The sequence below is a fragment of the Burkholderia sp. Bp9012 genome, assembly GCF_003853825.1.
In the GTDB taxonomy this organism is placed as follows: domain Bacteria; phylum Pseudomonadota; class Gammaproteobacteria; order Burkholderiales; family Burkholderiaceae; genus Burkholderia; species Burkholderia diffusa.
On record NZ_QTQA01000022.1, the window covers coordinates 61,647 to 86,429 of the forward strand.

Genomic DNA, 24,783 nt, shown 5'->3' on the forward strand with positions numbered 1-24,783 from the left:
CGCGCGGGCGCCGGCCCGTGGCGTCAGGCCGGCCGTTCGAAGCCCGATTCGACCCAGCGCGCGGCACTGGCCTTGTTGAGCTTGAACCCGGCGGAGACCTTCGCGTCCGCCAGCAGCTCGCCGTACGGGTCGAACGCCTTCAGTTGCGCATACGGCTCGAACTCGTCCGGCACGATGTCGAGCGTGACCGACACATCCTGTCCGTCGTCGTCCTGCACCGTCACTTCCTTGTGCAGCATCGCACGGCGTTGCTGCTCGTGTCGCATCAGCACCTCGGTCGCGGTCTTCACCAGCGTGCGGAACGCATTCGCGTCCATCGGCTTCGGATTCTTCTTGTCGCGACCCATCGTCCACGGGCCGACGAGCGCGGGCTCGGCTTCGCCGTCCTTGATCATCTCGACGGCCCAGCCGTCGTCGTCCTCGTTCTTGATGATGCGGGCCGTCCAGCCGTTGTCGCGCCAGAGGCCGTCTTCGTGGATGGTGGTGTCGTCGGGTTGCAGATCGGATTCGGTCATGGGGGAAGCGGGGAGTACGGGTAGCCGGCGAACGGGCGGGCGCGCGGCCGGCAATGGCGCGCTGCCCCTGGCCGGTCGCCCGGAGTGGCATGCAAAGGCCGCAATTTTACCCCGCGGGCCGTCCGTGCGGCCCGCGCGACCCGCAACGTCGGCCATCCGGCCGACCCCGGCTGCCGCCGGACGAGCCGGCCGGCGCCGATATCAAACTCGTATCACGCCTGCACGGATCAATTCAGACGGCGCCCCATATCCCGGCCGCGCGTTGCTGCCTAGAATGATGTTCGGGATAAAAATATCCTGAACGTCGATTCAATGCCGATCCGGCCGCGCACGCATTCCGCGTCGTGCGGCCCGGCGAACCTTCTGGAACTGCGCATGGGGAAATTCAGAATTCGCACTGTTTTCGCGTACGACTCGCCGCTGACGCTCGCTGGCATGGAGCACATTGCCGGCGACGCGTGCGCAATCGATCTCGTCGGCGTCTCCCGGACCCCGGGCGATCTGATCGAGGTGCTCGGCCGCCTCGACTGCGACATCGTGCTGGTCGACTATCCGATTCGCGGCGACGTGCAGATGGACGGTCTCGCACTGTTCGACTGGCTGCACAGCACGCGCCCGAACGTCGGAGTCGTCGCGCTCGTCGGGAACGAGAATCCGGTGATCTTCCGCTCGATTCTCGCGAAAGGCGGCACGAGCCTCGTCAGCAAGTTCGACGAAGTCGGTCACATCGTCACCGCGATCCATTCGAGCTACAGCGGCGGGCGCTATCAGTCGCCGCTCGTCCGGCGCGCGCTCGATGCGGTCGCCGAGCACGAACAGGCGCCGGTGAAACTGTCGACGCGCGAGATCGAGGTGATGCGCCTTTATCTGGCCGGCCTGCCGATCAAGACGATCGCGCAGCGGTTGAACAAGGGCAAGCAGACTGTCAGCGCGCAGAAGATCAGCGCGATGAAGAAACTCGGCGTGACCAACGACATCGAACTGGTCCAGCGGGCGGCCGGGATCGGGTTCGGCGGTGTCAAGGCCATGAGCCGGCCGGGCGGAGCGGGGTAAGCGTGGAAGAAGCGCGCAAGCAGCGCGAGAGGGGCCTGGGTCGTGCAGGGGCCGGCCGCGCATTGCCGGCCGGTCAGGCGAAATCCGTCGGCATCCGGCGGGATGCCGACGGATGGAGCGACGTCAGGCCGGCAACGCGAATCGCGTGACGGCGTCGCGCAGCGCTTCGGCCTGGTCGCGCAGCGAATGCGCGGCGGCCGCGGCTTGCTCGACGAGTGCCGCGTTCTGCTGCGTGACCTGGTCCATCTCGCCCACCGCGCGGTTGACCTGCTCGATCCCCGCGCTCTGCTCGCGCGACGCATGGCTGATCTCGTCGAGGATCTCGTTCACGCGCCGCACCGACTGCACGATCTCGGCCATCGTCTCGCCCGCGTGCGTGACGAGCGACGCGCCGTGCTCGACGGTTTCGTTCGACGACACGATCAGTGACTTGATCTCCTTCGCGGCCGTCGCCGAGCGTTGCGCGAGCGAGCGCACCTCGGCCGCGACCACCGCGAAGCCGCGGCCCTGTTCGCCCGCACGCGCCGCTTCGACGGCCGCGTTCAGCGCGAGGATGTTGGTCTGGAACGCGATCCCGTCGATCACGCCGATGATGTCGCCGATCTTGTGCGAGCGGTCGGTGATCTCGTTCATCGTGCGCACCACATCGTCGACCACCTCGCTGCCGCGCGTCGCGACCTGCGCGGCCTGGCCCGCGAGCGTCGCGGCCTGGGCGGCGCTGTCCGCGTTCTGCTTCACGTTCGCGGTCATCTGGTCCATGCTCGATGCGGTCTGCACGAGCGCGGCCGCCTGTTCCTCGGTGCGCTGCGACAGATCGGTGTTGCCCGACGCGATCTCGCTCGCGCCGACGTTGATGTTCTCCGTGCCCGCGCGCACGCGCGACACCATGTCGATCAGCCCGCTCTGCATCGTATGCAGTGCATGCAGCAGGCTGCCGCGGTCGTCGTGCTTCACGCTCACGCGCCCGGTCAGGTCGCCCTGTGCGATGCGCTGCGCGGCGTCGAGCGCCACTTCGAGCTCGCCGCCGAGGTTCGCGCGCACGCTTTTCAGCACGACCACCATCACGGCGGTCGAGATCGCGCCGAGCACGGCCGTTATCGCGAGCCAGCGGCCGACGCTCGCGAGCACGGCCGAACGCACGTCGTCCGTGTACATGCCCGTCACGAGATACCAGTCCCACGGCGCGAAGCGCTGCACCGCGCTGGTCTTGTCCTGCGGCTTGTCGGCACCCGGCTTCGGCCACAGATATTCGACGAATCCCTTGCCGCCCTCCACGTTGCCGGCCTTCACGATCTCGACGAACAGGTGCTTGCCGTTCGGATCCGTGAAATTCGACATGTCCTTGCCGTTGAGCTCGGTCTTGATCGGATGCATCACGATCGCCGGCTTCGAATCGTTGATCGAGACGTAGCCGTCGGTGCCGTAGCGCATCGCGGCGATCGCCTCGAGCGCCTTCTGCTTCGCGTCCGCTTCCGGCAATGCGTTCTGTTGCGACAGCTTGTAGTAGTGGTCGGCGACGTTCGTCGCCTGCGCGACCAGCGACGCAAGCTGGTCGCGGCGGTCCGTGATCATCGATGCGCGCGTCTGCCACGCGCCGACGCCGGCGATCACGAGCAGGCCGAGCCACAGGATGACGATCATCGAGGCGAGTTTCTGGTTCAGGGAAAGGGTGCGCATGGGTAGTGAGGTCGGTCGGTCGAACAAGCGCGCCGGAACGGCGTGACGGGATAATTCTTTGACGGCATGAAGCGGACGTTGCCGTAGGCGGGAAATCCCTTAGAAACGGCAGCGGCGCGATACCGTCGCGCGCGGTACGGGTATCTATGCATATACATACTCGTCGTCGCTATACTGTCGGGCGATGGCGGTTGCGCGTCGTGCCCCGACGGTCGGGTGAACGGCGGCGGCGTCGAACGAACCCGAAAGGAGGCAACGATGCGAATTCTGGTGGTGGGAGCCGGCGCGGTCGGCGGATACTTCGGCGGCCGGCTCGCGGCGGCGGGGCGCGATGTGACGTTCCTCGTGCGCGACGGCCGAGCGGCCGCGCTCGCGCGCGACGGGCTCCTGATTCGCAGCCCGCGCGGCGACCTGACGCTCGCGAACGTGCAGACGCTGCGCGCGAGCGACGCGGCCGCGCCGTTCGACCTGGTGCTGTTGAGCTGCAAGGCGTACAGCCTCGACGATGCGATCGCATCGTTCGCGCCGTTCGTCGGGCCGACGACGCTGATCCTGCCGATGCTCAACGGGATGCGCCATCTCGACGTGCTGCGCGACCGGTTCGATGCCGCGCAGGTGCTCGGCGGCCTGTGCGTGATCGCGGCGACGCTCGATCGCGAGCAGCGGATCGTGCACCTGAACGACACGGCGGGGCTGTCGTTCGGCGAGCTCGCCGGAGGCGAATCGGCGCGCGTGCGCGCGGTGGCCGAGGTGCTCGGCGGCGCGGGTTTCGATGCGACGCTCAGCGACGACATCGCCGCGCGGATGTGGGACAAGTGGGTGTTCCTCGCGACGCTCGCGGCGAGCACGTCGCTGTTTCGCGGTTCGATCGGCGACATTCTCGCCGCGCCGGACGGCCGCCGCCTGCTCGAGACGATGCTCGACGAATGCAGCGCGATCGCCGCGCATAACGGTTACAGGCCGGACCCCGCCGCGGTCGAGCGGATGCAGCGGATGGTGCTGACGCCGTCGCCGCTGACCGCATCGATGCTGCGCGACGTCGAAAACCGCGCACGGGTCGAAGCCGATCACGTGATCGGCGACCTGCTTGCCCGCCGTGACCCGCGGGCGGCGGATGCGTTGTCGTTGCTGCGGATCGCGCACAACCACCTGAAGGCGTACGAGGTGCGTGTCGCGCGGGAAAGCGCGGCGGCGTAGCCGAGGCAGCGGCCGTCGTCGATCCGCATGGCGGCCGCTCACCGGCGCGCGCGTACTTCCCGCCGGCGTTCGGTCGGCGGGGTGCCGCACTGCACAATTTTGCGTTTCGTGTCCCTTTCCACCCGCAACCTGCAAAAAAGTATCGAAAATCAGGCGTAAAGTTGGTGGAGCCGCGCACGCGATCGACCTACATTGCTTTCCATGCGACCGGTCGCGTTGCCGCACGACTCATGCGGCGAACGAGGCGAACCGCCGAACGGCCCGGCCAGCGAGACATGGGAATGGAGACGCCAGGATGATGCATCCCGATCTGGAAGTGGTCGACGTGCGACGCGACGAGTCGTTCAAGGTCTGGTCGCACGGCTATCCGTACCGCACGATCCGCTGGCATTTCCATCCCGAATTCGAACTGCACCTGATCGTCGCGACGAGCGGCAAGTATTTCGTCGGCGACCACATCGGCTCATTCGGCCCCGGCCATCTGGTGCTGCTCGGCCCGAACCTGCCGCACAACTGGGTCAGCGACATGGCGGAAGGGGAAACCGTCGAGCGCCGTAACCTGGTGATCCAGTTCGATCCGTCGTTCGTGCGGCGCTGCATGGACGCGTTTCCCGAATGCCGCGACGCGCAGGCGCTGCTCGACGACGCGCGGCGCGGCGTCGGCTTCGACGACGACACGAGCGCCGCGATCACACCGCTGTTCGATGAACTGCTGAACGCGCGCGGGATGCGTCGCATCGCGCTGTTCATGACGATTCTCGAACGGCTGTGCGGCGCGGCCGAACGCACGCTGCTCGCGAGTCCCGCGTACGACCAGGCACACGTGACGCCGACGCGGCTCAGCCACGCGCTGTCGTACATCGGCAAGAACCTCGCATCCGAGCTGCGCGAATCCGATCTCGCGCAATTGACCGGACAGAGCGTCAGCGCATTCTCGCGCGCGTTCCATCGCCATACCGGGTTGCCGTTCGTCCAGTACGTGAACCGGCTGCGGATCGAATCCGCATGCCAGATGCTGCTCGCCGACGACGCGAACATCACCGACATCTGTTTCCAGGCCGGCTTCAACAACGTGTCCAACTTCAACCGCCAGTTCCGCGCGGTGAAGGGGATGGCACCGTCCGAATTCCGCGCGCTGCAGCGGTTGAACGCACGCAGCCGCGAGCTCGCGCTGCACGCCGCGCCCACCGGCAATCCGATGCCGCCGCGCGTGGTCGCGTCCGGTGCGCTCGGGCTCGTACCGCAACCCGGATGATCGACGGGCATTCGCCCGCCTGACTTTCCTTGCCGTTTCACCCAGCCGATCGCGCCGTTCGCGTCGCGAGGGGCTCGCTTACCCACGAAAAAACCGCACATAACCGGAGACACCGTCATGACGCACGCATCGCTCGCTTCATCCCGCCGCCGCGCCGCCCGCATAGCGGCCGTTGCCGCGGCAGCTGTCGCAACCTGGTTCCCGATGGTCACGCATGCGGCGCCGCTGCGGATCGGCATGACTTTCCAGGAGCTGAACAACCCGTATTTCGTGACCATGCAGAAGGCGTTGAACGACGCGGCCGCGTCGATCGGCGCACAGGTCGTCGTGACGGACGCGCATCACGACGTCAGCAAGCAGGTGAGCGACGTCGAGGACATGCTGCAGAAGAAGATCGACATCCTGCTTGTGAATCCGACCGATTCGACCGGCATCCAGTCGGCGATCACGCAGGCGAAGAAGGCCGGCGCGGTGGTCGTGGCCGTCGACGCGAACGCGAACGGCCCGGTCGATTCGTTCGTCGGCTCGAAGAATTACGACGCGGGCGTGATGTCGTGCGAATACCTCGCGAAGGCGATCGGCGGCAGCGGCGAGGTGGCGATCCTCGACGGCATTCCGGTCGTGCCGATTCTCGAACGCGTGCGCGGATGCAAGGCCGGCCTTGCGAAATTCCCGAACGTGAAGCTGGTCGACACGCAGAACGGCAAGCAGGAGCGCGCGACCGCTTTGTCGGTGACGGAGAACATGATCTCCGCGCATCCGAACCTGAAGGGCATCTTCAGCGTGAACGACGGCGGGTCGATGGGCGCGCTCGCCGCGATCGAGGGATCGGGCAAGGACATCAGGCTGACCAGCGTCGACGGCGCCCCCGAGGCGATCGCGGCGATCCAGAAACCGAACTCGAAGTTCATCGAGACGACCGCGCAGTTCCCGGCCGACCAGGTGCGCATCGCGCTCGGCATCGCGATCGCGCGCAAGTGGGGCGCGACGGTGCCGAAGGCGATTCCGGTCGACGTGAAGGTCGTCGATCGCGGCAATGCCAAGGGATTCAGCTGGTGAGCGACGCGCAACGCGACGTGGAGGGCGGCGGCCCGGCCGACGCCCTTCGCACGGAGAAGCCGATGGACACGATACTGACGCTCGATCACATCACGAAAAGCTTTCCGGGCGTGAAGGCGCTGTCGGACATTCACCTCGAAATCGCGCGCGGCGAGATTCATGCGCTGCTCGGCGAGAACGGGGCCGGCAAGTCGACGCTGATGAAGATCCTCTGCGGGATCCAGCAGCCGGATGCCGGCACGATCGAGATCGACGGCAGCGCGCGGCATTTCGCGAGTTATCACGACGCGGTCGAGGCCGGAGTCGGCATCGTGTTCCAGGAATTCAGCCTGATTCCGCACCTCGATGCCGTCGACAACCTGTTCCTCGGCCGCGAGCTGCGCACCCGCTGGGGTGTGCGCGATCGTGCGCGGATGCGGCGCGTCGCGGCCGGCATCTTCGCGCGGCTCGGCGTGACGATCGATCTCGACGCGCCATTGCGCACGCTGTCGGTCGCGCAGCAGCAGTTCGTCGAGATCGGCAAGGCACTGTCGCTCGACGCGCGCATCCTGATTCTCGACGAACCGACCGCCACGCTCACGCCGGCCGAGGCCGAACGCCTGTTCTCGATCATGCGCGAGCTGAAGCGGCAGGGTGTCGCGATGATCTTCATCTCGCATCATCTCGACGAGATTTTCGCGGTGTGCGATCGCATCACGGTGCTGCGCGACGGTCAGTATGTCGCGACCACCGACGTCGCGCGCACGGACGTCGAGCAACTGGTGCGGATGATGGTCGGACGCCGGCTCGAAAGCAGCTTCCCGCCGAAGCCGGCGCGCGCCGCCGATGCGCCCGCCGTGCTCGAAGTCGACGCGCTGCAGATCGAGCGCGACGGCCCGGTCAACCGCTTCGCGCTGCATGCGGGCGAGATTCTGGGCTTCGCGGGGCTCGTCGGTTCCGGCCGTACCGAGACCGCGCTCGCGATCATCGGCGCGACGCGCGCGCACCGCAAGGACGTGCGCGTGCGCGGCGCGGCGGCGAAGCTCGCCGACCCGGCCGATGCGCTGCGCGCAGGCATCGGCCTTCTGCCGGAGAGCCGCAAGGCGGAAGGGCTCGTCACGTCGTTCTCGATTCGCGACAACATCTCGCTGAACAACCTCGGCAAGTACCGGTCGATGCACTGGCTGATCGATCGCCGCGGTGAAGCCCGTACGACGAACGACGTGATGCGGCGTGTCGGCGTGAAGGCACCGTCGATCCATACCGAGGTCGCGACGCTGTCGGGCGGCAACCAGCAGAAGGTCGTGATCGCGCGGTGGCTGAATCACCACGCGACGGTGCTGATCTTCGACGAGCCGACGCGCGGCATCGACGTCGGCGCGAAAGCAGAAATCTACGGGCTGATGCGCGAACTCACCGCGCGCGGCTACGCCATCATCATGATCTCGTCCGAGCTGCCGGAGATCGTCGGCATGTGCGATCGCGTCGCCGTGTTCCGGCAGGGCCGCATCGAGGCGACGCTCGAAGGCGACGAGATCGATCCCGACACGGTCATGACCCATGCCACGGGCGGCACGCGAGGAGCGACCCATGAACTTGCCTGATTCTTCTTCCCCGGCTTCCCCGACACTCGCGGCCGCGGCCGGCGAGATGCCGCCGCCGCGCGCGATGTGGACGCAACTGCGGCACTCGACGCTGTTCTATCCGCTCGTCGGGCTGATCGTCGTGTGCATCGCGATGATGATCGCGAGCCCGAGCTTCCTGTCCGCCGCGAACCTGGAGAACGTGCTGCGGCAAGTGTCGATCAACGCGATCATCGCGGTCGGCATGACCTGCGTGATCCTGACCGGCGGGATCGACCTGTCGGTCGGCTCGGTCATGGCGCTGTCCGGCACGCTGGCGGCCGGGTTGATGGTGGCCGGCGTGAATGCGGTCGCCGCGCTCGCGATCGGCATCGCGGTGGGTTTCGGGTTCGGCTTCCTGAATGGCGTGTTCGTTGCGTTCGCGGGGATGCCGCCGATCATCGTCACGCTCGCGACGATGGGCATCGCGCGCGGCCTCGCGCTGATCTATACGGGCGGCTATCCGATCGACGGGCTGCCCGACTGGGTCGCGTTCTTCGGCAGCGGCAAGGTGCTCGGCATTCAGGCGCCGGTGCTGATCATGCTGGTCGTCTACGCGATCGCATGGCTGCTGCTCGATCGGATGCCGTTCGGCCGCTACGTGTATGCGATCGGCGGCAACGAGCAGGCGACGCGGCTCACCGGCGTGCGCGTGGCGCGCGTGAAGCTGATCGTCTACACGCTGGCCGGGCTCACGTCGGCGCTTGCCGCGATCGTGCTGACCGGGCGCCTGATGAGCGGGCAGCCGAACGCCGGCGTCGGTTTCGAGCTCGACGCCATCGCGGCCGTCGTGATGGGTGGCACGTCGATCTCCGGCGGGCGCGGCGCGATCCTCGGCACGCTCGTCGGTGCGTTGCTGCTCGGTGTGCTCAACAACGGGCTGAACATGATCGGCGTGAACCCGTATGTGCAGAACGTGATCAAGGGCGGAATCATCCTGCTCGCGATCTACATAAGCCGCGAACGGTCGCGGTAACGATTCATTCATCTGACATCCGAAACATCAACGGAAGAGACAACTCATGACGACACCCGAAGCCCAGCCGCGCATGACCGCGGTGGTTTGCCACGGCCCCGAGGATTACCGCGTCGAGCAGGTCGCGAAGCCGCGCGCGGGCGCGAACGAGCTCGTGATCCGCATCGCCGCGTGCGGGATCTGCGCGAGCGATTGCAAATGCTACACGGGCGCGAAAATGTTCTGGGGCGGCCCGAGCCCATGGGTAAAGGCGCCCGTGATTCCCGGCCACGAATTCTTCGGCTACGTGGAAGCGCTCGGCGACGGCGCGGCCGAGCATTTCGGCGTCGCACTGGGCGACCGCGTGATCGCCGAGCAGATCGTGCCATGCGGGAAGTGCCGCTACTGCAAGTCGGGCCAATACTGGATGTGCGAGGTGCACAACATCTTCGGCTTCCAGCGCGAGGTCGCCGACGGCGGGATGGCCGAGTACATGCGCATTCCGCCGACGGCGATCGTGCACAGGATTCCGCTGGGTGTGTCGCTCGAGGATGCGGCGATCATCGAGCCGCTGTCGTGCGCGATCCATACCGTGAACCGTGGCGACCTTCAGCTCGACGACGTCGTGGTGATCGCGGGCGCGGGCCCGCTCGGCCTGATGATGACGCAGGTCGCGCACCTGAAGACGCCGAAGAAGCTCGTCGTGATCGACCTGATCGACGAGCGGCTCGAACTCGCGCGGCAATACGGCGCGGACGTGACGATCAATCCGACGCGCGACGATGCGCGCGAGATCGTCCGCGCGCTGACCGACGGCTACGGATGCGACGTGTACATCGAGACGACCGGCGCGCCGGTCGGCGTGAACCAGGGGCTGGAACTGATCCGCAAGCTCGGCCGGTTCGTCGAGTTCAGCGTGTTCGGCGAGGACACGACCGCTGACTGGTCGATCATCGGCGATCGCAAGGAGCTCGACGTGCGCGGTGCGCATCTGGGGCCATATTGCTATCCGGTCGCGATCGACCTGCTCGCGCGTGGACTCGTCACGTCGAAAGGCATCGTCACGCACGGCTTCGCGCTGGAGGACTGGGACGAAGCGATCCGCGTCGCGAAGTCGCCCGAATCGATCAAGGTGCTGCTGAAGCCGGCGCGTTGAACGACGGCTCGTGCGATCCCTCACCGGAGACACCATGGAATACGTGATAGGCGTCGACATCGGCACGCAGAGCACCAAGGCGCTGCTCGTCGACGGGCATGGCACGATCGTCGCGCGCCGTTCGGCCGGCTACCAGCCCGACACGCCGCGCCCGCTGTGGGCCGAGCAGTGGCCGCAGGTGTGGTTCGATGCGGTGCTCGACTGCATCGCGGGCTGCGTGAGCGACGCGCGCGCGCACGGCGTGCCGGCCGACGCGATCCGCGCCATGTGCGTGAGCAGCCTGTACGGTGGCTCCGGCATTCCGGTCGACAGCGACATGCGGCCGCTGCACCCGTGCCTGATCTGGATGGACCGGCGCGCGACCGCGGAGGTCGACTGGGTGAACGAGAACGTGAACGTCGAGCGGCTGCGTGTGATCACAGGCAACGGCGTCGACAGCTACTACGGGTTCACCAAGATGCTGTGGCTGCGCGAGCAGCGCCCTGATGTGTGGGCGAATGTGCGTTATTTCCTGCCGCCGAACGCGTACGTGATCTATCTGTTGACCGGCGAAGTCGCGGTCGACCACAGTTCGGCCGGCAACATCGGCGGCGTGTACGACGTCGCGCGCCGCGAGTGGTCCGACGATGCACTCGACATGCTCGGCATCCCCGCGACCATGATGCCCGAGCGGCTCGTCGAATCGACCGACGTCGTCGGCGGGTTGCTGTCGCAATGGACGGAACGGCTCGGCCTGCCCGCCGGCACGCCGGTCGTCGCGGGCGGCGTGGATGCGGCCGTCGCGACCTTCGCGGCCGGTGCGACGCGCACCGGCCAGCATGTCGCGATGATCGGCACCAGCATGTGCTGGGGCTACGTGAACCAGCACGTCGATGCGCGGCACGGGCTCGTCAGCATGCCGCACGTGTTCAACGGTCAGCGCGACCTGTACGTGTTCGGCGGCGCGATCACGGCCGGTGCATCGGTCGCGTGGTTCCGGGATCAGTTCTGTCATGCGGAGATCGATGCGGCGCGATTGCTGCCGCACGGCGACCCGCACGTGCTGCTCGATGAAGCGGCCGAAAGCGTGCCGCCCGGCGCGGACGGCGTGCTGTTCCTGCCGTACCTGATGGGCGAACGCAGCCCGGTGTGGGACGCGAAGGCGAGCGGCGCATTCGTCGGACTGAGCCTCGCGCACACGCGCGCGCACCTGTATCGCGCGGTGCTGGAAGGCGTCGCGTTCGCGCTGCGGCACAACATCGAGGCCGGCCGGCGCGGCGCGGTGGCGCTGGACGACCGGTTGATCGTCGTCGGTGGTGCCGCGCATTCGGCGCTGTGGATGCAGATCATCGCGGACGTGACCGGTTTTCCGGTATGGACGATCGAGCAGGACGTCGAAGCCGCGATGGGCGCCGCGTTGCTCGCGGGCGTCGGCGCGGGGCTGGTGTCGCACGGCGACGCGCAGGGCGGCTGGGTCACGCTCGTCGAACGCGCGCGTCCCGATGCCGCGCGCGCGAATGCGTATGCGGCGCGCTTCGCGCTTTATACGGCGTTGTATCCGGCACTCGAGCCGATCATGCACGAACTGCGCGCATCATCATGAAGACACGATTCGATTTCAGCGGTGCGCGAGTGCTCGTCACCGGTGCGTCGAGCGGGATCGGGCGCGCTTGCGCGGTTGCGCTGGCCCATGCAGGCGCGCGGGTCGTCGCGGCGGGGCGCGATGTGGCCGCGCTCGATTCGCTTGCGGGCGAGATCGCATGCGAAACCTTGCGCATCGATATCGGCGGCGACGAACACGCGATCGATGCGGCGCTCGCCGTGCATGATGCGTTCGACGGGCTTGTCAATTGCGCGGGGATCGCGTCGCTCGAACCGGCGCTCGAGGTGAGTGCGGCGCACTTCGATCGCGTGATGGCCGTCAATGCGCGCGGCGCGGCGCTGGTTGCGCGGGCCGTCGCGCGGAAGATGATCGAACGCGCGGGGCGCGGCGCGGCGTGCGCGCGGGGCAGTATCGTCAACGTATCGAGCCAGGCCGCGCTCGTCGGCCTGCCGGCGCATCTGAGCTATTGCGCATCGAAGGCGGCGCTCGATGCGGTGACGCGTGTGCTCTGCATCGAACTCGGCGCGCACGGAATCCGCGTGAACAGCGTGAACCCGACCGTTACGCTCACGCCAATGGCGCAGTTCGCGTGGAGCGAGCCGGAGAAGCGCGCGCCGATGCTCGCGGCGATTCCGCTCGGGCGATTCGCGGAACCGGACGAGGTGGTCGAGCCGATCCTGTTCCTGCTCAGCGACGCGGCGTCGATGATCAGCGGCGTGTCGCTGGCCATCGACGGCGGGTATACGGCGCGGTAGCGGGCGCGGGCGGCGGCACTCGCACGGCAGGTGGCCGTCGCTTGTCGGGGCGAATGCCTGAGCAGGTCGGATGGCACGGGCGGATGCCGGCTAGACCGGGTCCTTGCTCGGCGGTCCGTCGGGTTGCTGCGGGTTGTCGTGAGGATGCCCCGGTGGCGGTGGCGACAACGGATCGTCTTCCGGATCGCGGTTCGGGTCGGCCGGGGGCTCGGGCATCGGGGTCGTGTGGTCCATGGGAAACTCGCGTAATGCGTGGCGGCGGTGGCGCGGCGGGCGTGCCTCGTCTCCGTTATAGGCAATCGGGCGGGTGTTTGCAGCGGGATTCTCGCAGCGGCATGCGGATTGCCGGCGATATGCGAGCCTCTGCAGGTATCGCGCCGGATCGCGCGAAGGCCGGCATCCACGATGTGCGGTGCGGCCGGCGCGTTCCGATGTCAGCCCAGATCCGCCGGCGTATCGACGTCGCGAAGGATGCCGGGATCGTCGACGTCGAGCAGGTTCACCGACGCGCTGGCGAATAGCGCGCGGGCGCCCGTATCGCCGTCGAGCGCGGCGAGCGCATCGTAATGGTGCGCGGCGAAGCCGACCGGATGACCGCGTACGCCGCGATGGATGGGGGCGACGATCGACGCGTCATCGGCGTCGAGCGCGCGCGTGAGCATTTCGTAGGTAGATGCCGCGATCCACGGCATGTCGCCGAGCGCGACCAGCCAGCTGGTTGCTTCCGGCGTCGCACGGACACCGGCCGCGAGGCTCGCGCCCATGCCGCGCATCGCGTCGGGCGCGTAGACGACCTGGCAGCCGGCTTCGTTCAGCAGAATCGCGAGTTTTTCCGCGCCGGGGCGCACGACGGCGATCACGTCGGCCGTGGCCCCGGCGAGGCGACGGGCAGCCGCGACCGCAACCGGCGTGCCGTCGGGAAGCAGCGCGAGCAGCTTGCTGTGCAGACCGCTTGGGTCGAAGCGTTGACCGAGACCGCCGGCGAGCAGGACGCCGGTGGCGAGTGACGCATAGGACATCGGCGCGGGGGGAGGAAGGCAGGTGGGCCGATTGTGCGGGAGTGGGCGGGGATCGGCAAGTGCGGATGTTACCGATGCGCGGTGTTGTCGTCGGAAAGAACGTCGGCGGGTGTGTTCGTCGAGCAATGTTTCGTCGACGGGGCTGGATATGGCGAGCAATTCGCTTTGCATCGCGAGGCAATGGAGGTCGTAGCGCCGCCAATGCCACTATTCGCGTGGTAATGCGTGAAACCGGTATGGGGCGGTGCGTTGATCGATAGCGGACGGTTTCGCAAGAGCGTCGCCATCGGTTCGGTCAGACGAATCGCCTGTCGACCGAAGTCACGCTCCGTCGGTGCGTGATTTGGCTGACGGGTAGATGACGGTCACCAGAGCGTCTTCACGTGCGCATACGCACGAATTTTTTCGTCGCGCGTGACGAGCGGCGCGCCGAGCCGCCGCGCGGTGGCGACGATCATGCGATCGGCCGGATCCTTGTGGAACGTGCCGGGCAGGGCGGTGGACTTCGCGGCGATGTCGGCGTCGACCGGCACGAAGCGCATGCCGTCGATTTGCGCGACCGTCGCGAGCCACGCATCGACGTCCATCGTCAGCGCGAGGCGTTCGTTGCGCACCAGCATCGCGATTTCCCATGCGGAGATCGCGGACGCGGCGAGCGTGCCTTCGCCGCGCGCGCGATCGATTGCGCTGCGGGCCTTCTTGCTGAGCGACGGATCGCCCGCTACCCACCACACCAATGCATGCGTATCCAGCACGATCACCGCGACGCCTCCCAATCATCTTCCGCAATCGGATCGAGAGGATTGTCGTAGCGCATGACCGAGCCGCGCAATATGTCCAATGGCTGGGCTTCGCTTGCGTGATAGGGCCGGATTTCCAGCGTCGGCTTGCCGTGGTCGGTAACGATGAGGCTTTCGCCCGACGCCTCGACGAGCCGGAAGTATTCGAGTGCGCGAGCCTTGAATTCGGATTTCGATACGGGAGCGTGCGGCATCATGATATGAGCATGGTCATTTGACGATGGTCATTTTAGATCGGCGTGGCGACCTGATGCAAGCGACGAGGGGGACGGTCTCGGTCGACGTTTTCCGTCGTGGCACGGCTTTACCGGAGATCGCCGACGGGCGACGCCGCAAGCGGTCGGTCGCGCGACCGGCAACGCAATGCCTGATTGTCCAGGTTGCATGCGCACGAGCTTTCGGAGGCTCGGGGAGATGCGGCGCGATCGGGACGCGCTCGACAGGGCAAGCAGAGCCCGTCAGAACAAGGCGCTGCCCGACCTGGATACGGTGAGTCGCGGCGAACGCCAGGAATTCCGACGCCGCTATCGCGGTGCTCACCCGAACCCGACGTGCCACAGGGGAAATGGCGGAACTTCGCGCGATTGTGCAGGCAGGTTGGAACGAATGAGTGGATGGATCGTATTGAGTGGCGCTCCCTCGCCGCGGTGAAGAATGAGCGCCACAGAATGAACTGCAGTCCGTCAACTAGTCGTGATTGATATATTGCACTGGTAGTAACCGGTCTGTCGGCCTTCGCGCCCAATTATTACGAAGCGAATCCCGCATGTGGCTTGTCCCTTGCGGCCTGCGGTAGATTTCCAGTGCCATAGTTTTATATTGTTGTTCACGGTTGGCTCACTCGGGTTTTCTGGGTTCGGGGTGAGCGTTGTTCCGTTAAGCGACTCTAATTGTGGCTGGGTGATTACTTCGTCAGTGCCAACGAAATCATAAATTTCGCATGGGTCACCAAGACCAATTGCAGAGGCCCGCCAATAGACCGGATCCAGTGAGTTGAAAGAAAGGTTGTTATCCTTGGCACTCTGGCCGCTTCCGGCAATGGAAACATGCGAGGGATCCACCGTAGAAGGATTGGAGGCGCTATTGTTGAATCCAACCGATTTTACGATCGCCTCCGTGTCGATTGCTACCAAAACGTCGATCACGTCCGTGTTCATAATCGTCTCCTTAAAATGGATACGCCGAAATCGCCAGGCAGGATTTTGGCATCATGCAATTTCCACCGATTGGCGCTAATTCTTAATGTCTAATTGTCATACCATAAGAACATAGCTCAAATTCGGAGGGCATGCTATCTCGATTTTGTAACGTCGGATATGTAATCGATTACGCTGCCAACGCTCGGGCGCTACTCGCGTGCATGCGCATTAATTTCTACCGAAAAGCCACCCTACGCATCCGCCCACTTCCTCAACAGGTTGTGATAAATCCCCGTCAGTGAAATGACCATCGGATCCTTCGCGCCTTTTTCCGCCGACAACGTCTGAATCTGCGTATCGAGCTGGAACAGCAGCGTGCGATCACCGTCGTCGCGCACCATGCTCTGGATCCAGAAGAACGACGCGACGCGTTCGCCGCGCGTCACGGGCGTCACGCGATGCAGGCTCGACGCCGGATACAGCACGAGATCGCCCGCCGGCAGCTTCGCGCGATGCACGCCATATGTATCTTCCACGCACAGCTCGCCGCCGTCGTACGCGTGCGGTTCCTCGAGAAACAACGTCGCCGACAGGTCGCTGCGCACGCGAAAATCCGTACCGCGCAGCAGCCGGATCGCGTTGTCGACATGCGTGCCGAACGCCTCGCCGCCTTCGTAGCGATTGAACAGCGGCGGAAACACCTTGAGCGGCAGCGCCGCCGAAAAGAACAGCGGATGCCGGGCCAGCGCATCCTGGATCGCATCGCCGACCGCGCGCGCGACCGGCGAACCTTCCGGCAACTGCCGGTTGCGTTTCGCGAGCGCCGACTGCGTGCCGGACGTTGCGTTGCCGTCGACCCAGTCGACGGCATCGAGCATTTCGCGGCATTGCGCGACCTGCGCCTTGGTCAGCACGCCGGGGATCTGAAGCATCATGATTCGGACTCCATGTCATGAGACGGCAGCTGCAGCGCCGCCGCGCGCAACGCATCGAGCGGCGACGACGCGAGATACGCGCGCATCTTCGCGACGAATGCGGGGGTGGCGGTGGCCGGCACGCGCGCGAGCCAGGCGAGGGCTTCGTCAACGCGCCCGCGATCGGCGAGCAGCCGCGCGTAGTTGAACTGGCCGCGAAAATCACCGGCCTCGGCGGCGCGGCGATAGTGGTCGAACGCGGCGTCGACATCGACGGCCACGACCCAGCCGTCCTCGTAGAAGCCGCCGATCAGGTTGATCGATTTCGCATGGCCGAGCGCAGCGGCGCGGCGAAACCAGTCGAGGGCGGCGGCGCGATCCTCGGCGATGCCGTTGCCGAGCGCGAGCGCCGTCGCATGGTTGTACATGCCCCAGTCGAGGCCGGCCTGCGCGGCGAGCCGGTACCAGTACACGGCCACCGGTGCGCATGCGGCCGTACCCCAGCCGAACTCGTAGCAGCGGCCGAGCATGTTCATCGCCATCGGGTGACCGGCTCGTGCCGCATGCCGGAACCAGCCGAATGCGGCGGCCGGATCGCGCGCGACGCCGTGCCCGTCGAGCAGGTACTGGCCGTAGACGGCTTGCGCGTCGACGATCCCGTTTTCGGCGGCTGCCGCGACCCACGCCGCGGCGCGCTCGGGCGGCCCGGCCAGGATGTCGGCGAACGCGCGCGGCGACACCGACGCGAGCGCCTTCAGCGAGACGGTCTCCATCGATCAGTAGCGCGCGTTCAGCGTGACGAACGCGGAGCGGCCCGGCGCGATCGACGCATAGTGCGCCGGATACGCCTGATCGAAATACGTGCGGTTGAACAGGTTGTTCACGTTCAGTTGCAGATCGAGCTTCTTGTTGATCCGGTATTGCGCCATCGCGTCGAAGCGCCAGTACGACGGCACCGCACGCAGGTTCGCGGGATCGCCGAACACTTCCGACATGTAGAACGCGCCGCCGCCGACGGTGAACTTCGGCGTCACGTCGTAGTTCGACCACATCGTCAGGCTGTGCTTCGGCGTATTGGGGAACCGGTGGCCGTTGTTCGCGGCATCCTTGCCGTTGTCGCGCAGCTCGCTCTTCATGTACGTATAGCCGCCGAACACCTGCCACTGCTTCGTGATCTGGCCCGCGACACCGAGTTCGAGACCCTGCACGCGCTTGTTGCCGACCATGGCGTACTGGTTGTTCGGCAGCGTCACGCGGGCGTTCGTCGTGTCGATCTGGAACAGCGCGGCGGTCAGCGACAGCTTGTCGTCGAGCACGTTCCACTTCGTGCCGAGTTCGATGCTGCGGTTCTTCTCGGGCGACAGCTGATCGGCGTTCGCCCCGACGCCGCCGCGACCGGGCGTGAGCGACTGCGTTTCGCTGCCTTCGCCGAGCAGCATGCCGGCCGGCGTCGACGACGTCGCATACGACGCGTAGATGCTGCCGTTCCGCGCGGGCTTGAACACGACGCCGGCCTGCCAGTTCACGAGCGTGTCGTCGCGCGTGTAGGTCTTGCCGCCGTTCGCCCTGGTGTCGGTGAAGCGGGTCGAGTAGTCGTCGACGCGCACGCCGGCGTTGACTTGCCAGCGCGGCGTGAGCTCGATCGTGTCGAAGCCGTAGATCGACTTGGTCGTGGTTCGCGCATGTGCATAGTCGTTGTTGCGCGTGACGGAACCGGCCCACGGATCGTTCGGGTTCGGCGACCACAGGCTCGTGCAGTTGTAGCCGGACGGCGCGCCGATGCCTTTCTGACAGATCGTGCCCTTGTCGGTCGCGACCGTGTACGAATCGCGCTTGCCCCATTCGCGCGACAGCTCGATGCCGGTCGTGAAGCTGTGCTTGAACGGGCCGGTGCGGAATTCGCCGAACAGTTCGGTCAGGTTCGCGAGGCTGTTGATCGAGCTGTTGCGGTTGTTGTTGCGGCGCCAGACCTTGCCGTTGACCACGTTGCCCTGGCTGTCGTCGGGCTGCGTCCAGATGTAGTCCTGCGTCGATTCCGTGTAGCGCGTGGTGTTGCGCATCGTCAGGTTCGGCGTGATGTCGTGCTCGATCCTGATCGTGCTGATGTCCGACGTGGTCTTGCGGAAGTCGCGGTCGATCAGGCCGTAGAAGTTGTGGCGGTCGACGGGCGCCGGATGGATCGTGTCGACGTTCGCGGGCTTGTTCGCCGTCGTGTAGAAGTATGGAATGCCGCCGTCGGGCAGGTCGTCGGTCGACAGGTGGTAGTAGCTCGCGGTCACGCGCGTCGGCGTGCCGAGACCGAACGCGATCGACGGCGCAACACCCCAGCGCTCGTTGTTGACGGCGTCGCGGCCGGCGACGTCGTTGTTGTGGCTCATCAGGTTCAGGCGGAACGCCGCGTGATCGGCGAACTGCCAGTTGCCGTCGGCGGTGAAGCGGCGGTAGCGGTCGGTGCCGAGGCCGGCGCTCGCGGCAGCCGTCGTCCCGAGGTGCGGCGCTTTCGTGATCAGGTTGATGCTGCCGCCCGCGCCGCCGCGGCCGCCGTATGCGCCGTCGGAGCCCTTGGTGATCTCGACGCGCTCGGTGTTGAAGATCTCGCGCGTGGTCGCGCCCGTGTCGCGCAGCCCGTCGACGAACATGCTGCCTTGCGTGTCGTAGCCGCGGATGAACGGACGATCGCCGAGCGGGTTGCCGCCTTCGCCGGCGCCGAACGTGATGCCCGGCACGGTGCGCAGCGCTTCGGTCAGCGTCGCCGCACCGCTGTTCTGGATCAGCTCTTGCGGGATCACGGTCACGGACTTCGGCGTGTCGACGAGCGGTGCGGTGAATTTCGTGGATGCGGAGAAGTCGGCCTTGTAGCTGTGCTCGGTCTTGCCCTGGACCTCGATCGGCGCGAGATGGCCTTCGGTGCTGACCGGTGCGGGCGGCGGCGTGCCGTCGGCGAACGCCGGGCTCGCGGCGAGCACGCTGCACAGGGTGGTGAATTTGCCGAGCTTCAGCTCTTCAGGACGGGACTTCATGATGCGCTTCGACCTCGCGGTGTGGCCCCCGGAACGACGCGCCACGGGAATGTGCACGCCGTCGGGAATTATTACGATTTGGTTTCAGGCGGCATTCTATGTAATTTCTAAGTAAATGAGAAGCGTTCTTGTTTGCATTTGTGATGAGAGTGTTGACGAATGTTGCGGAGGGTTTGAACGCTTGCGGGGCGGGCAGGATGGTCGAATCGGTCTCGCAGAAATGCGATTCGCCGTGGCGGCGTGGCGGTGTTGCCGGAAGGGCGGAGGCGGGACTGGCTGCACCAGAGCATCGAGGAGCGCATCGTGCCGCTGTTTCGCGGCCTGGTCCTGGCGTTTGCTGATGCAGCCAGCAAAGCATATGCGAGCCTTCGTGCGAAGGCTCGTGCGACGGGCAACGCGCTGGCATCGGCCAATGGCCTTATCGCCACAACGGCCGCAGCGAACGGTTTGATCGTGGCCACACGCGACGTCGCGCCGTTCGCAGCGGCGGGCTTGTGCGTGATCGACCCCGCAGGCCAGCTGACGCAGGGGCCGGCCGCTCCCGCATTATCTGCATCGAAAATGAAAAACGCGCCGTGCAAGGCGGCGCGTCGTGTGCGTTACTTCTGTGCGCGGCCCTTGAGCCGAAGCAGTCTCAAGACCGGACGGGCGCGACACTGGATGCGGGTCAATCGATCCCGTGAAACACCGCATCCTCCGGCCCGAGGTACGCCGGTGGGCGCCACGTCGCGTCGCGCATCGAGTGTTGAACCAGATTCTCAACGCCGAGCAGCACCGCGAAGATCGCCATTCGCACCGGAATGCCGTTGTCGGTTTGCCGGAAGATCGCGAGGCGCGGATCGCGGTTCAGGTCGACCGACAGGTCGTTCGCGCCGGGCCGGCTGTCGCGCGGCAGCGGGTGCATGATCAGCGTGTCGGGTTTGCAGACGGAGTCGACGAGCGCCTGGTTGATCTGGAAATCCGGCGTGTAGCCTTCGAACGACTCGTCGGTGAAACGCTCCTTCTGGATCCGCGTCGCGTAGACGACGTCCGCGCCGCGCAGCCCGGCCGCGAGGTCGTTCGTCTGCTCGATCACGTGGCCGTTCGTCGCGATCTGGTCGATGATGTACGCGGGCATTTCGAGCGTCGGCGGCGACACGAGCGTGAACTTCAGCCCGCGGTACAGTGCGAGCAGCTTGACGAGCGAGTGCACGGTGCGGCCGTATTTCAGGTCGCCGACGAGCGCGATATGCGCGCCGTCGACGATCTTGCCGAGTCGCGAGAACTCGCGCTGGATCGTATAGAGATCGAGGAGCGCCTGGCTCGGGTGCTCGCCCGGGCCGTCGCCGCCGTTGATCACCGGCAGGTTGGTCGCGCGCGCGAACTCCGCAACCGAGCCTTTCTCCGGGTGGCGGATCACGAGCGCGTCGACGTAGCCGGCCATCACGCGGCTCGTGTCGTAGATCGATTCGCCCTTGGCCATCGACGAGAACGTGAAGCCGGTCGTGTCGCATACCGAGCCGCCGAGCCGGCAGAAAGCCGCGCCGAACGACACACGGGTGCGCGTGCTGGCCTCGAAGAACAGGTTGCCGAGCACGGCGCCTTCGAGCACGCGGGAGATCTTGTGGCGGCGCGCGATCGGCTGCATCACGTCGGCGACGCGGAACAGCGCCTCGACCGAATCGCGGGAGAACTGGTCCACGGAAATCAGCTGCGGCTTGCCTTCGAACAGGAATTGCTTCGCGAGCCCCTGCTTTTCTACGCTTTGCGTATAGTCCCCGCCGTCCGGTGCCGGGCGTTCGACGATTTCCGACACGAATCGCTCGACGATCTCGGGCATGCCGCGCGATTCCTGCGAATCGTCGGGCAACAGCCACGTGTCCAGCGCACGGCGGCTGACGCCGATGCGGTTCGCGAACGCTTCGCGGGTCATGTTGAGGCGGCGCATCGCGTCGCGCAGGAAGGCTTGCTGGGGAACGGTCATCGGCGGCACCTGATGAGAAATATACGCGGTGCGTATATTAGTTCGAGGCCGGCCGAAGTCAAGGAAAATCTGCGCGACGCCCCGTGTGGCCTGCGTCACGCCGGCCCGGCGAACACTGGCGCGCGGCGGCTGTCTCCGTATAATCAGGTCAGGCCCCGTGTCCTGCGAGCCGCAGGGCATCACGCCGCATACGATTCGCCCGGCCGGGCATGTTGACTCCAAGGAGAATGAGAATGACGCGTACGATTGCTGCAGTGCTGCTGGTCGTGACCGCCGCGCTCGCTGGTTGCAATACCGTTGCAGGCGTGGGACAGGACATTTCGAAGGGTGGCCAGGCAATTAGCGATACCGCCGAGAAGGCGAAGTAAGCCACCGGGTTCCGGAATGTGGAAGGCGCCGGGCCGTCCTGCGATCGCGGGGCGGCCCGGCGCCTTTTTCATGGCGCGCGGGGGGCGGCGTCAGGCGCTTTCCACGAACGCGTAACGGCCCTCGACCTTGCGCGGCGTGAACCAGCCGAAGTCCGGGAACAGCCGGTTGCGGACGAACCAGACGTAGCCGACCAGGATGACCGTCACGCCGAGGGTCGGCAGCGCGGCCGACGGATCGCGGCCGAGATCGGCGATGGTCTTCGGAACTTGCAGCAGCGACAGAATGATGAACGCGTGATACGCGCCGACGCGATGGGTCGCGAAACCCCAGATGAACAGCAGCGACAGCGGCACCGTCAAAGCGAGGAACAGCACCGCGGCGCCCATGTTGAGTCCGTCCACCAGGATGAGATAGGCGAGTGCGACGCTGATCAACAACTGCGCGATGCCGAGCGCGATCAGGACCCGGGTATGCACCTTGTTTTTCCTGCACAGTTCGGGGTCGGGGCGCGACGCGATCAGGCGCGCGAGCACGCGATCCTTGAGGCCCTGTCCGGCCAGCTCGGCAAGCACGTCGGCTTTCCTCGCGCCCGCGGACAGCAGCGCCGCGATTCTTGTTTTGGCTTCCTTCTTGTTCATGGCGATGCGAATTATTGTTCGATGGTGGTCAAATGGCCCGGCCACGCGAATATTGCATCTTGCGCGACGGTACGCAACGATTTTGCCGCGTGCGGACACATTCCTACAGTCGTCGATGGCGGGCGGCGATGGCCATCGATCGACGAACGGGCTAGCCATCGAGACAACCGGCTGACGTGATGCGTGCCGGCGGCTCGCGCCGCCGTGTCGCACCCACCAGCATCCCCGCGACGACGAGCGCGATGCCGAGCACGCGCGTGCCGCCCAGCGACTCGCCGAACAGCGCGACCGCGAACAGCACGGCCGAGACCGGCGCGACCGCCGTGAACAGCGCGGCTTCGGTGCCGCTCGTGCGAGCCGAACCCGCGTACCAGCACAGATAGCCGAGCACGGTCGGCACCAGCGCGTAGTACGCGATTGCCGACACCGCGCCGATGTTCCAGCCGGTCGCCAGCGCGTGCCATTCGAACGCGGCCGGCACCAGCGCGAGCACGAAGCCGAGGCCCGACATCGCCGTCGACAGCGCGAGCGGCGGCAACGGCGCTGACAGCCGCCGGTTGAGCAGGATGAACACGGCCTCGCAAGCGACGGCGGCCAGCACCAGCGCGTCGCCGGCGAGCGTCCGGAGCGACGGCATGGCCTGGCCGGGCGCGAACGTGACGAACAGCACGCCGGCGGTGGCCAGCGCGGCCGCGCCCCAGTCGCGCGGCGTCTGCCGCTCGCGCAGCACGACCGCCGCGATCAGCGTCGACATCGCCGGCAGCGTGCCGAGCATCACGCCTGCATCGATGGGCGACGACAACTTCGTGCCGATGATCAGCAGCACCGTATAGCCGACACCGCCCGCCGCAGCCTGCACGACCAGCAGCACGGCGTCGCGTGTGGAGACCCGCGGCCACCGCATTCGCTGCGCTCGCATCAGCGCGAACAGCAGCGGGGTTGCGATCAGGAAGCGCAGCGCGGTGGCTGCGAACGGCGGCAGGCCGCCGGCCGCGAGGCGGCTCGCGATGACGGTGCTGCCTACGCCTGCCATTGCGGCGGCGAGATAGAGATAGCCGATCAGTCGTGTCTTCATGTGCCGCATCGTCGCGTGCGGCGGCACGGGCGTCTTGAACGAAATTGCAGCGCGTCGGCGAGCGGGGCGGGTGAGCGGGAAGGCGATGCGTCCGGTGTCTCCCGTTGACCGGCAGCGCCGCCATCCAACGTGCCGGACGGCGATGGTCGACATCGTCGCGCACCGGTGGCCGCGCAGCGACGGCGAGGCCTGTTCAGCCTGCCTGCGTGAATCGTCCCGGCGTGATCCCGAACTGGCGCGCGAACGCGCGCGTCAGGTGGCTCTGGTCGGCAAAACCGGCTTCGGCCGCGGCATCCGCGATCGGCCGGCCGTTCGCGAGCAGTGCGCGCGCCAGCCGCGTGCGCGACTGCATCAGATACGCGTGCGGCGTGATGCCGAGTTCGCGCGCGAATCCGCGTAGCAGCTGGAAGCGGCTCACGCCGCTCAGGCCGGCGAGTTCCGCCAGCGAAACGGGTGCGGCGGGCGCCGCATCGAGTCGCTCGCGGGCGACTCGGATCGCCGGTGCGACACCGGCGGGTGGCAGCGCGCGATTCGAGTGCCGCGCAAGCAGCCCGGCGACCAGCGTGACGAGCGCCTCGTCGCGGGCGAGCGGCAGCGTGTCGTTTCCTGCGACGATCCGTGCATGCAACCGTCCGAACGCGGCCGCGAGCCGCGCGTCACGCACGGCGGGATGTGCGAGCTCGACGCCCCCGAGGCCTTCTTCCGCCGCGACGCCCGCGACCAGTGCGGGCGCAAGGTACAGCATCTGCCAACGCCGGCCCGTGCCCGTTTCGATCGGCATGCCGTCGTGCATCTCGCCCGGATTGACCATGATGGCGTCGCCGGTCAGCGCGTCGACCTGCCCGCGGCCGCTCCAGGACCGGTGCGCGCCGCTGACGATCACGCCGACCCCGAAGTCGTCGTGCGCGTGCCGCGGAAACGTGTGGTCGGACTCGAGGCTGATCGCCTCGATGCCTTCATCGGTGCGTCGGTAATGGGTGACACGGTGCATGGGCGCTCCTCGCGCCGGCAGCGGCGCGGATCACGTGCACTTTAGCGCGT

Annotated in this window: 24 protein-coding genes and 1 pseudogene; 11 read left to right on the top strand and 14 right to left on the bottom strand. The window is 66.6% G+C overall.

The features are described 5' to 3' along the window. Positions 1 to 23 precede the first annotated feature (23 nt). Positions 24 to 515 (bottom strand): hypothetical protein, encoded by a 492-nt coding sequence (locus DIE11_RS26615; protein WP_124628176.1) that lies wholly within the window; start codon positions 513 to 515, stop codon positions 24 to 26. 375 nt (positions 516 to 890) lie between these two features. Between DIE11_RS26615 and DIE11_RS26625 the strand changes: the two genes are divergently transcribed. Further along, complete coding sequence (locus tag DIE11_RS26625) at positions 891 to 1,568, top strand: response regulator transcription factor (RefSeq protein ID WP_124628178.1); 678 nt, start codon at positions 891 to 893, stop codon at positions 1,566 to 1,568. A 123-nt stretch (positions 1,569 to 1,691) separates the two neighbouring features. Here the strand turns inward: DIE11_RS26625 and DIE11_RS26630 are convergent, their stop codons facing one another. Continuing rightward, positions 1,692 to 3,245 carry a methyl-accepting chemotaxis protein gene (locus DIE11_RS26630; protein WP_124628179.1) on the bottom strand — a complete coding sequence of 518 codons (1,554 nt, stop codon included), beginning with the start codon at positions 3,243 to 3,245 and terminating at the stop codon, positions 1,692 to 1,694. A 258-nt stretch (positions 3,246 to 3,503) separates the two neighbouring features. Here DIE11_RS26630 and panE point away from each other — a divergent pair, with 258 nt between their 5' ends. The 8 genes from panE (at position 3,504) to DIE11_RS26670 (ending at position 12,805) form a co-directional block, all read left to right on the top strand. Then, a complete protein-coding gene (panE, locus tag DIE11_RS26635) occupies positions 3,504 to 4,442 on the top strand; it encodes a 2-dehydropantoate 2-reductase (protein WP_124628180.1) in 939 nt (312 codons plus the stop codon). 295 nt (positions 4,443 to 4,737) lie between these two features. Continuing rightward, positions 4,738 to 5,697: an AraC family transcriptional regulator gene (locus DIE11_RS26640; RefSeq protein WP_124628182.1), complete on the top strand. Its 960-nt coding sequence runs from the start codon at positions 4,738 to 4,740 to the stop codon at positions 5,695 to 5,697. A gap of 117 nt (positions 5,698 to 5,814) precedes the next feature. Further along, entirely contained in the window at positions 5,815 to 6,756 is a 942-nt protein-coding gene (locus DIE11_RS26645; protein ID WP_059600065.1) for a substrate-binding domain-containing protein, read from the top strand. A 62-nt stretch (positions 6,757 to 6,818) separates the two neighbouring features. Continuing rightward, a complete protein-coding gene (locus DIE11_RS26650) occupies positions 6,819 to 8,339 on the top strand; it encodes a sugar ABC transporter ATP-binding protein (RefSeq protein ID WP_124628184.1) in 1,521 nt (506 codons plus the stop codon). Further along, complete coding sequence (locus DIE11_RS26655; protein WP_124628186.1) at positions 8,326 to 9,333, top strand: ABC transporter permease; 1,008 nt, start codon at positions 8,326 to 8,328, stop codon at positions 9,331 to 9,333. The genes DIE11_RS26650 and DIE11_RS26655 overlap by 14 nt, the downstream gene beginning before the upstream one ends. A gap of 46 nt (positions 9,334 to 9,379) precedes the next feature. After that, positions 9,380 to 10,468 carry an alcohol dehydrogenase catalytic domain-containing protein gene (locus DIE11_RS26660; RefSeq protein WP_124628188.1) on the top strand — a complete coding sequence of 363 codons (1,089 nt, stop codon included), beginning with the start codon at positions 9,380 to 9,382 and terminating at the stop codon, positions 10,466 to 10,468. Between the two features lie 34 nt (positions 10,469 to 10,502). Next, positions 10,503 to 12,050, top strand: a complete 1,548-nt coding sequence (locus DIE11_RS26665) for an FGGY-family carbohydrate kinase (RefSeq protein ID WP_124628190.1) — start codon at positions 10,503 to 10,505, stop codon at positions 12,048 to 12,050. Then, the gene (locus tag DIE11_RS26670) at positions 12,047 to 12,805 is read left to right on the top strand and encodes an SDR family oxidoreductase (RefSeq protein WP_124628192.1); all 759 of its coding nucleotides are present in this window, start codon (positions 12,047 to 12,049) and stop codon (positions 12,803 to 12,805) included. Before DIE11_RS26665 ends, DIE11_RS26670 begins: the two co-directional genes overlap by 4 nt. A gap of 90 nt (positions 12,806 to 12,895) precedes the next feature. On the opposite strand, the gene DIE11_RS36550 is transcribed toward DIE11_RS26670, so the two are convergent. From DIE11_RS36550 to DIE11_RS26705, 8 genes are all read right to left on the bottom strand, one after another. After that, positions 12,896 to 13,039, bottom strand: a complete 144-nt coding sequence (locus DIE11_RS36550; protein ID WP_006752960.1) for a hypothetical protein — start codon at positions 13,037 to 13,039, stop codon at positions 12,896 to 12,898. A gap of 200 nt (positions 13,040 to 13,239) precedes the next feature. Next, the gene (locus tag DIE11_RS26675; protein ID WP_124628194.1) at positions 13,240 to 13,824 is read right to left on the bottom strand and encodes an NTP transferase domain-containing protein; all 585 of its coding nucleotides are present in this window, start codon (positions 13,822 to 13,824) and stop codon (positions 13,240 to 13,242) included. 365 nt (positions 13,825 to 14,189) lie between these two features. Then, the gene (locus tag DIE11_RS26680) at positions 14,190 to 14,585 is read right to left on the bottom strand and encodes a type II toxin-antitoxin system VapC family toxin (protein ID WP_006759143.1); all 396 of its coding nucleotides are present in this window, start codon (positions 14,583 to 14,585) and stop codon (positions 14,190 to 14,192) included. Continuing rightward, positions 14,582 to 14,821 carry a type II toxin-antitoxin system Phd/YefM family antitoxin gene (locus tag DIE11_RS26685; protein ID WP_124628195.1) on the bottom strand — a complete coding sequence of 80 codons (240 nt, stop codon included), beginning with the start codon at positions 14,819 to 14,821 and terminating at the stop codon, positions 14,582 to 14,584. Before DIE11_RS26685 ends, DIE11_RS26680 begins: the two co-directional genes overlap by 4 nt. 486 nt (positions 14,822 to 15,307) lie before the next feature. Beyond that, positions 15,308 to 15,781, bottom strand: coding sequence for an AidA/PixA family protein (locus DIE11_RS26690; protein WP_124628197.1), 474 nt, complete (start codon positions 15,779 to 15,781; stop codon positions 15,308 to 15,310). A 233-nt stretch (positions 15,782 to 16,014) separates the two neighbouring features. Then, the gene (locus tag DIE11_RS26695; RefSeq protein ID WP_124628199.1) at positions 16,015 to 16,698 is read right to left on the bottom strand and encodes a Fe2+-dependent dioxygenase; all 684 of its coding nucleotides are present in this window, start codon (positions 16,696 to 16,698) and stop codon (positions 16,015 to 16,017) included. Then, positions 16,695 to 17,450 (bottom strand): tetratricopeptide repeat protein, encoded by a 756-nt coding sequence (locus DIE11_RS26700; RefSeq protein ID WP_124628201.1) that lies wholly within the window; start codon positions 17,448 to 17,450, stop codon positions 16,695 to 16,697. Before DIE11_RS26700 ends, DIE11_RS26695 begins: the two co-directional genes overlap by 4 nt. Positions 17,451 to 17,453: 3 nt before the next feature. Next, the gene (locus DIE11_RS26705) at positions 17,454 to 19,697 is read right to left on the bottom strand and encodes a TonB-dependent siderophore receptor (protein ID WP_124628203.1); all 2,244 of its coding nucleotides are present in this window, start codon (positions 19,695 to 19,697) and stop codon (positions 17,454 to 17,456) included. A 231-nt stretch (positions 19,698 to 19,928) separates the two neighbouring features. Between DIE11_RS26705 and DIE11_RS37430 the strand changes: the two are divergent. Then, positions 19,929 to 20,207: pseudogene (locus DIE11_RS37430) on the top strand (VapC toxin family PIN domain ribonuclease); the annotation flags it as partial. A gap of 157 nt (positions 20,208 to 20,364) precedes the next feature. Here DIE11_RS37430 and DIE11_RS26715 read toward each other — a convergent pair. Next, complete coding sequence (locus tag DIE11_RS26715) at positions 20,365 to 21,660, bottom strand: aspartate carbamoyltransferase (RefSeq protein WP_059526663.1); 1,296 nt, start codon at positions 21,658 to 21,660, stop codon at positions 20,365 to 20,367. 233 nt (positions 21,661 to 21,893) lie between these two features. On the opposite strand from DIE11_RS26715, the gene DIE11_RS26720 reads away from it, so the two are divergent. Next, on the top strand, positions 21,894 to 22,028 hold the full coding sequence (locus DIE11_RS26720; protein ID WP_006752948.1) for an entericidin A/B family lipoprotein: 135 nt from the start codon (positions 21,894 to 21,896) through the stop codon (positions 22,026 to 22,028). Positions 22,029 to 22,118: 90 nt separating this feature from the next. Here the strand turns inward: DIE11_RS26720 and DIE11_RS26725 are convergent, their stop codons facing one another. The 3 genes from DIE11_RS26725 to DIE11_RS26735 form a co-directional block, all read right to left on the bottom strand. Then, positions 22,119 to 22,667, bottom strand: coding sequence for a permease (locus tag DIE11_RS26725; protein ID WP_124628271.1), 549 nt, complete (start codon positions 22,665 to 22,667; stop codon positions 22,119 to 22,121). Positions 22,668 to 22,818: 151 nt separating this feature from the next. Beyond that, positions 22,819 to 23,742: a DMT family transporter gene (locus DIE11_RS26730; RefSeq protein WP_059600308.1), complete on the bottom strand. Its 924-nt coding sequence runs from the start codon at positions 23,740 to 23,742 to the stop codon at positions 22,819 to 22,821. Positions 23,743 to 23,935: 193 nt separating this feature from the next. After that, on the bottom strand, positions 23,936 to 24,733 hold the full coding sequence (locus DIE11_RS26735; protein WP_124628205.1) for an AraC family transcriptional regulator: 798 nt from the start codon (positions 24,731 to 24,733) through the stop codon (positions 23,936 to 23,938). Between the last annotated feature and the right edge of the window lie 50 nt (positions 24,734 to 24,783).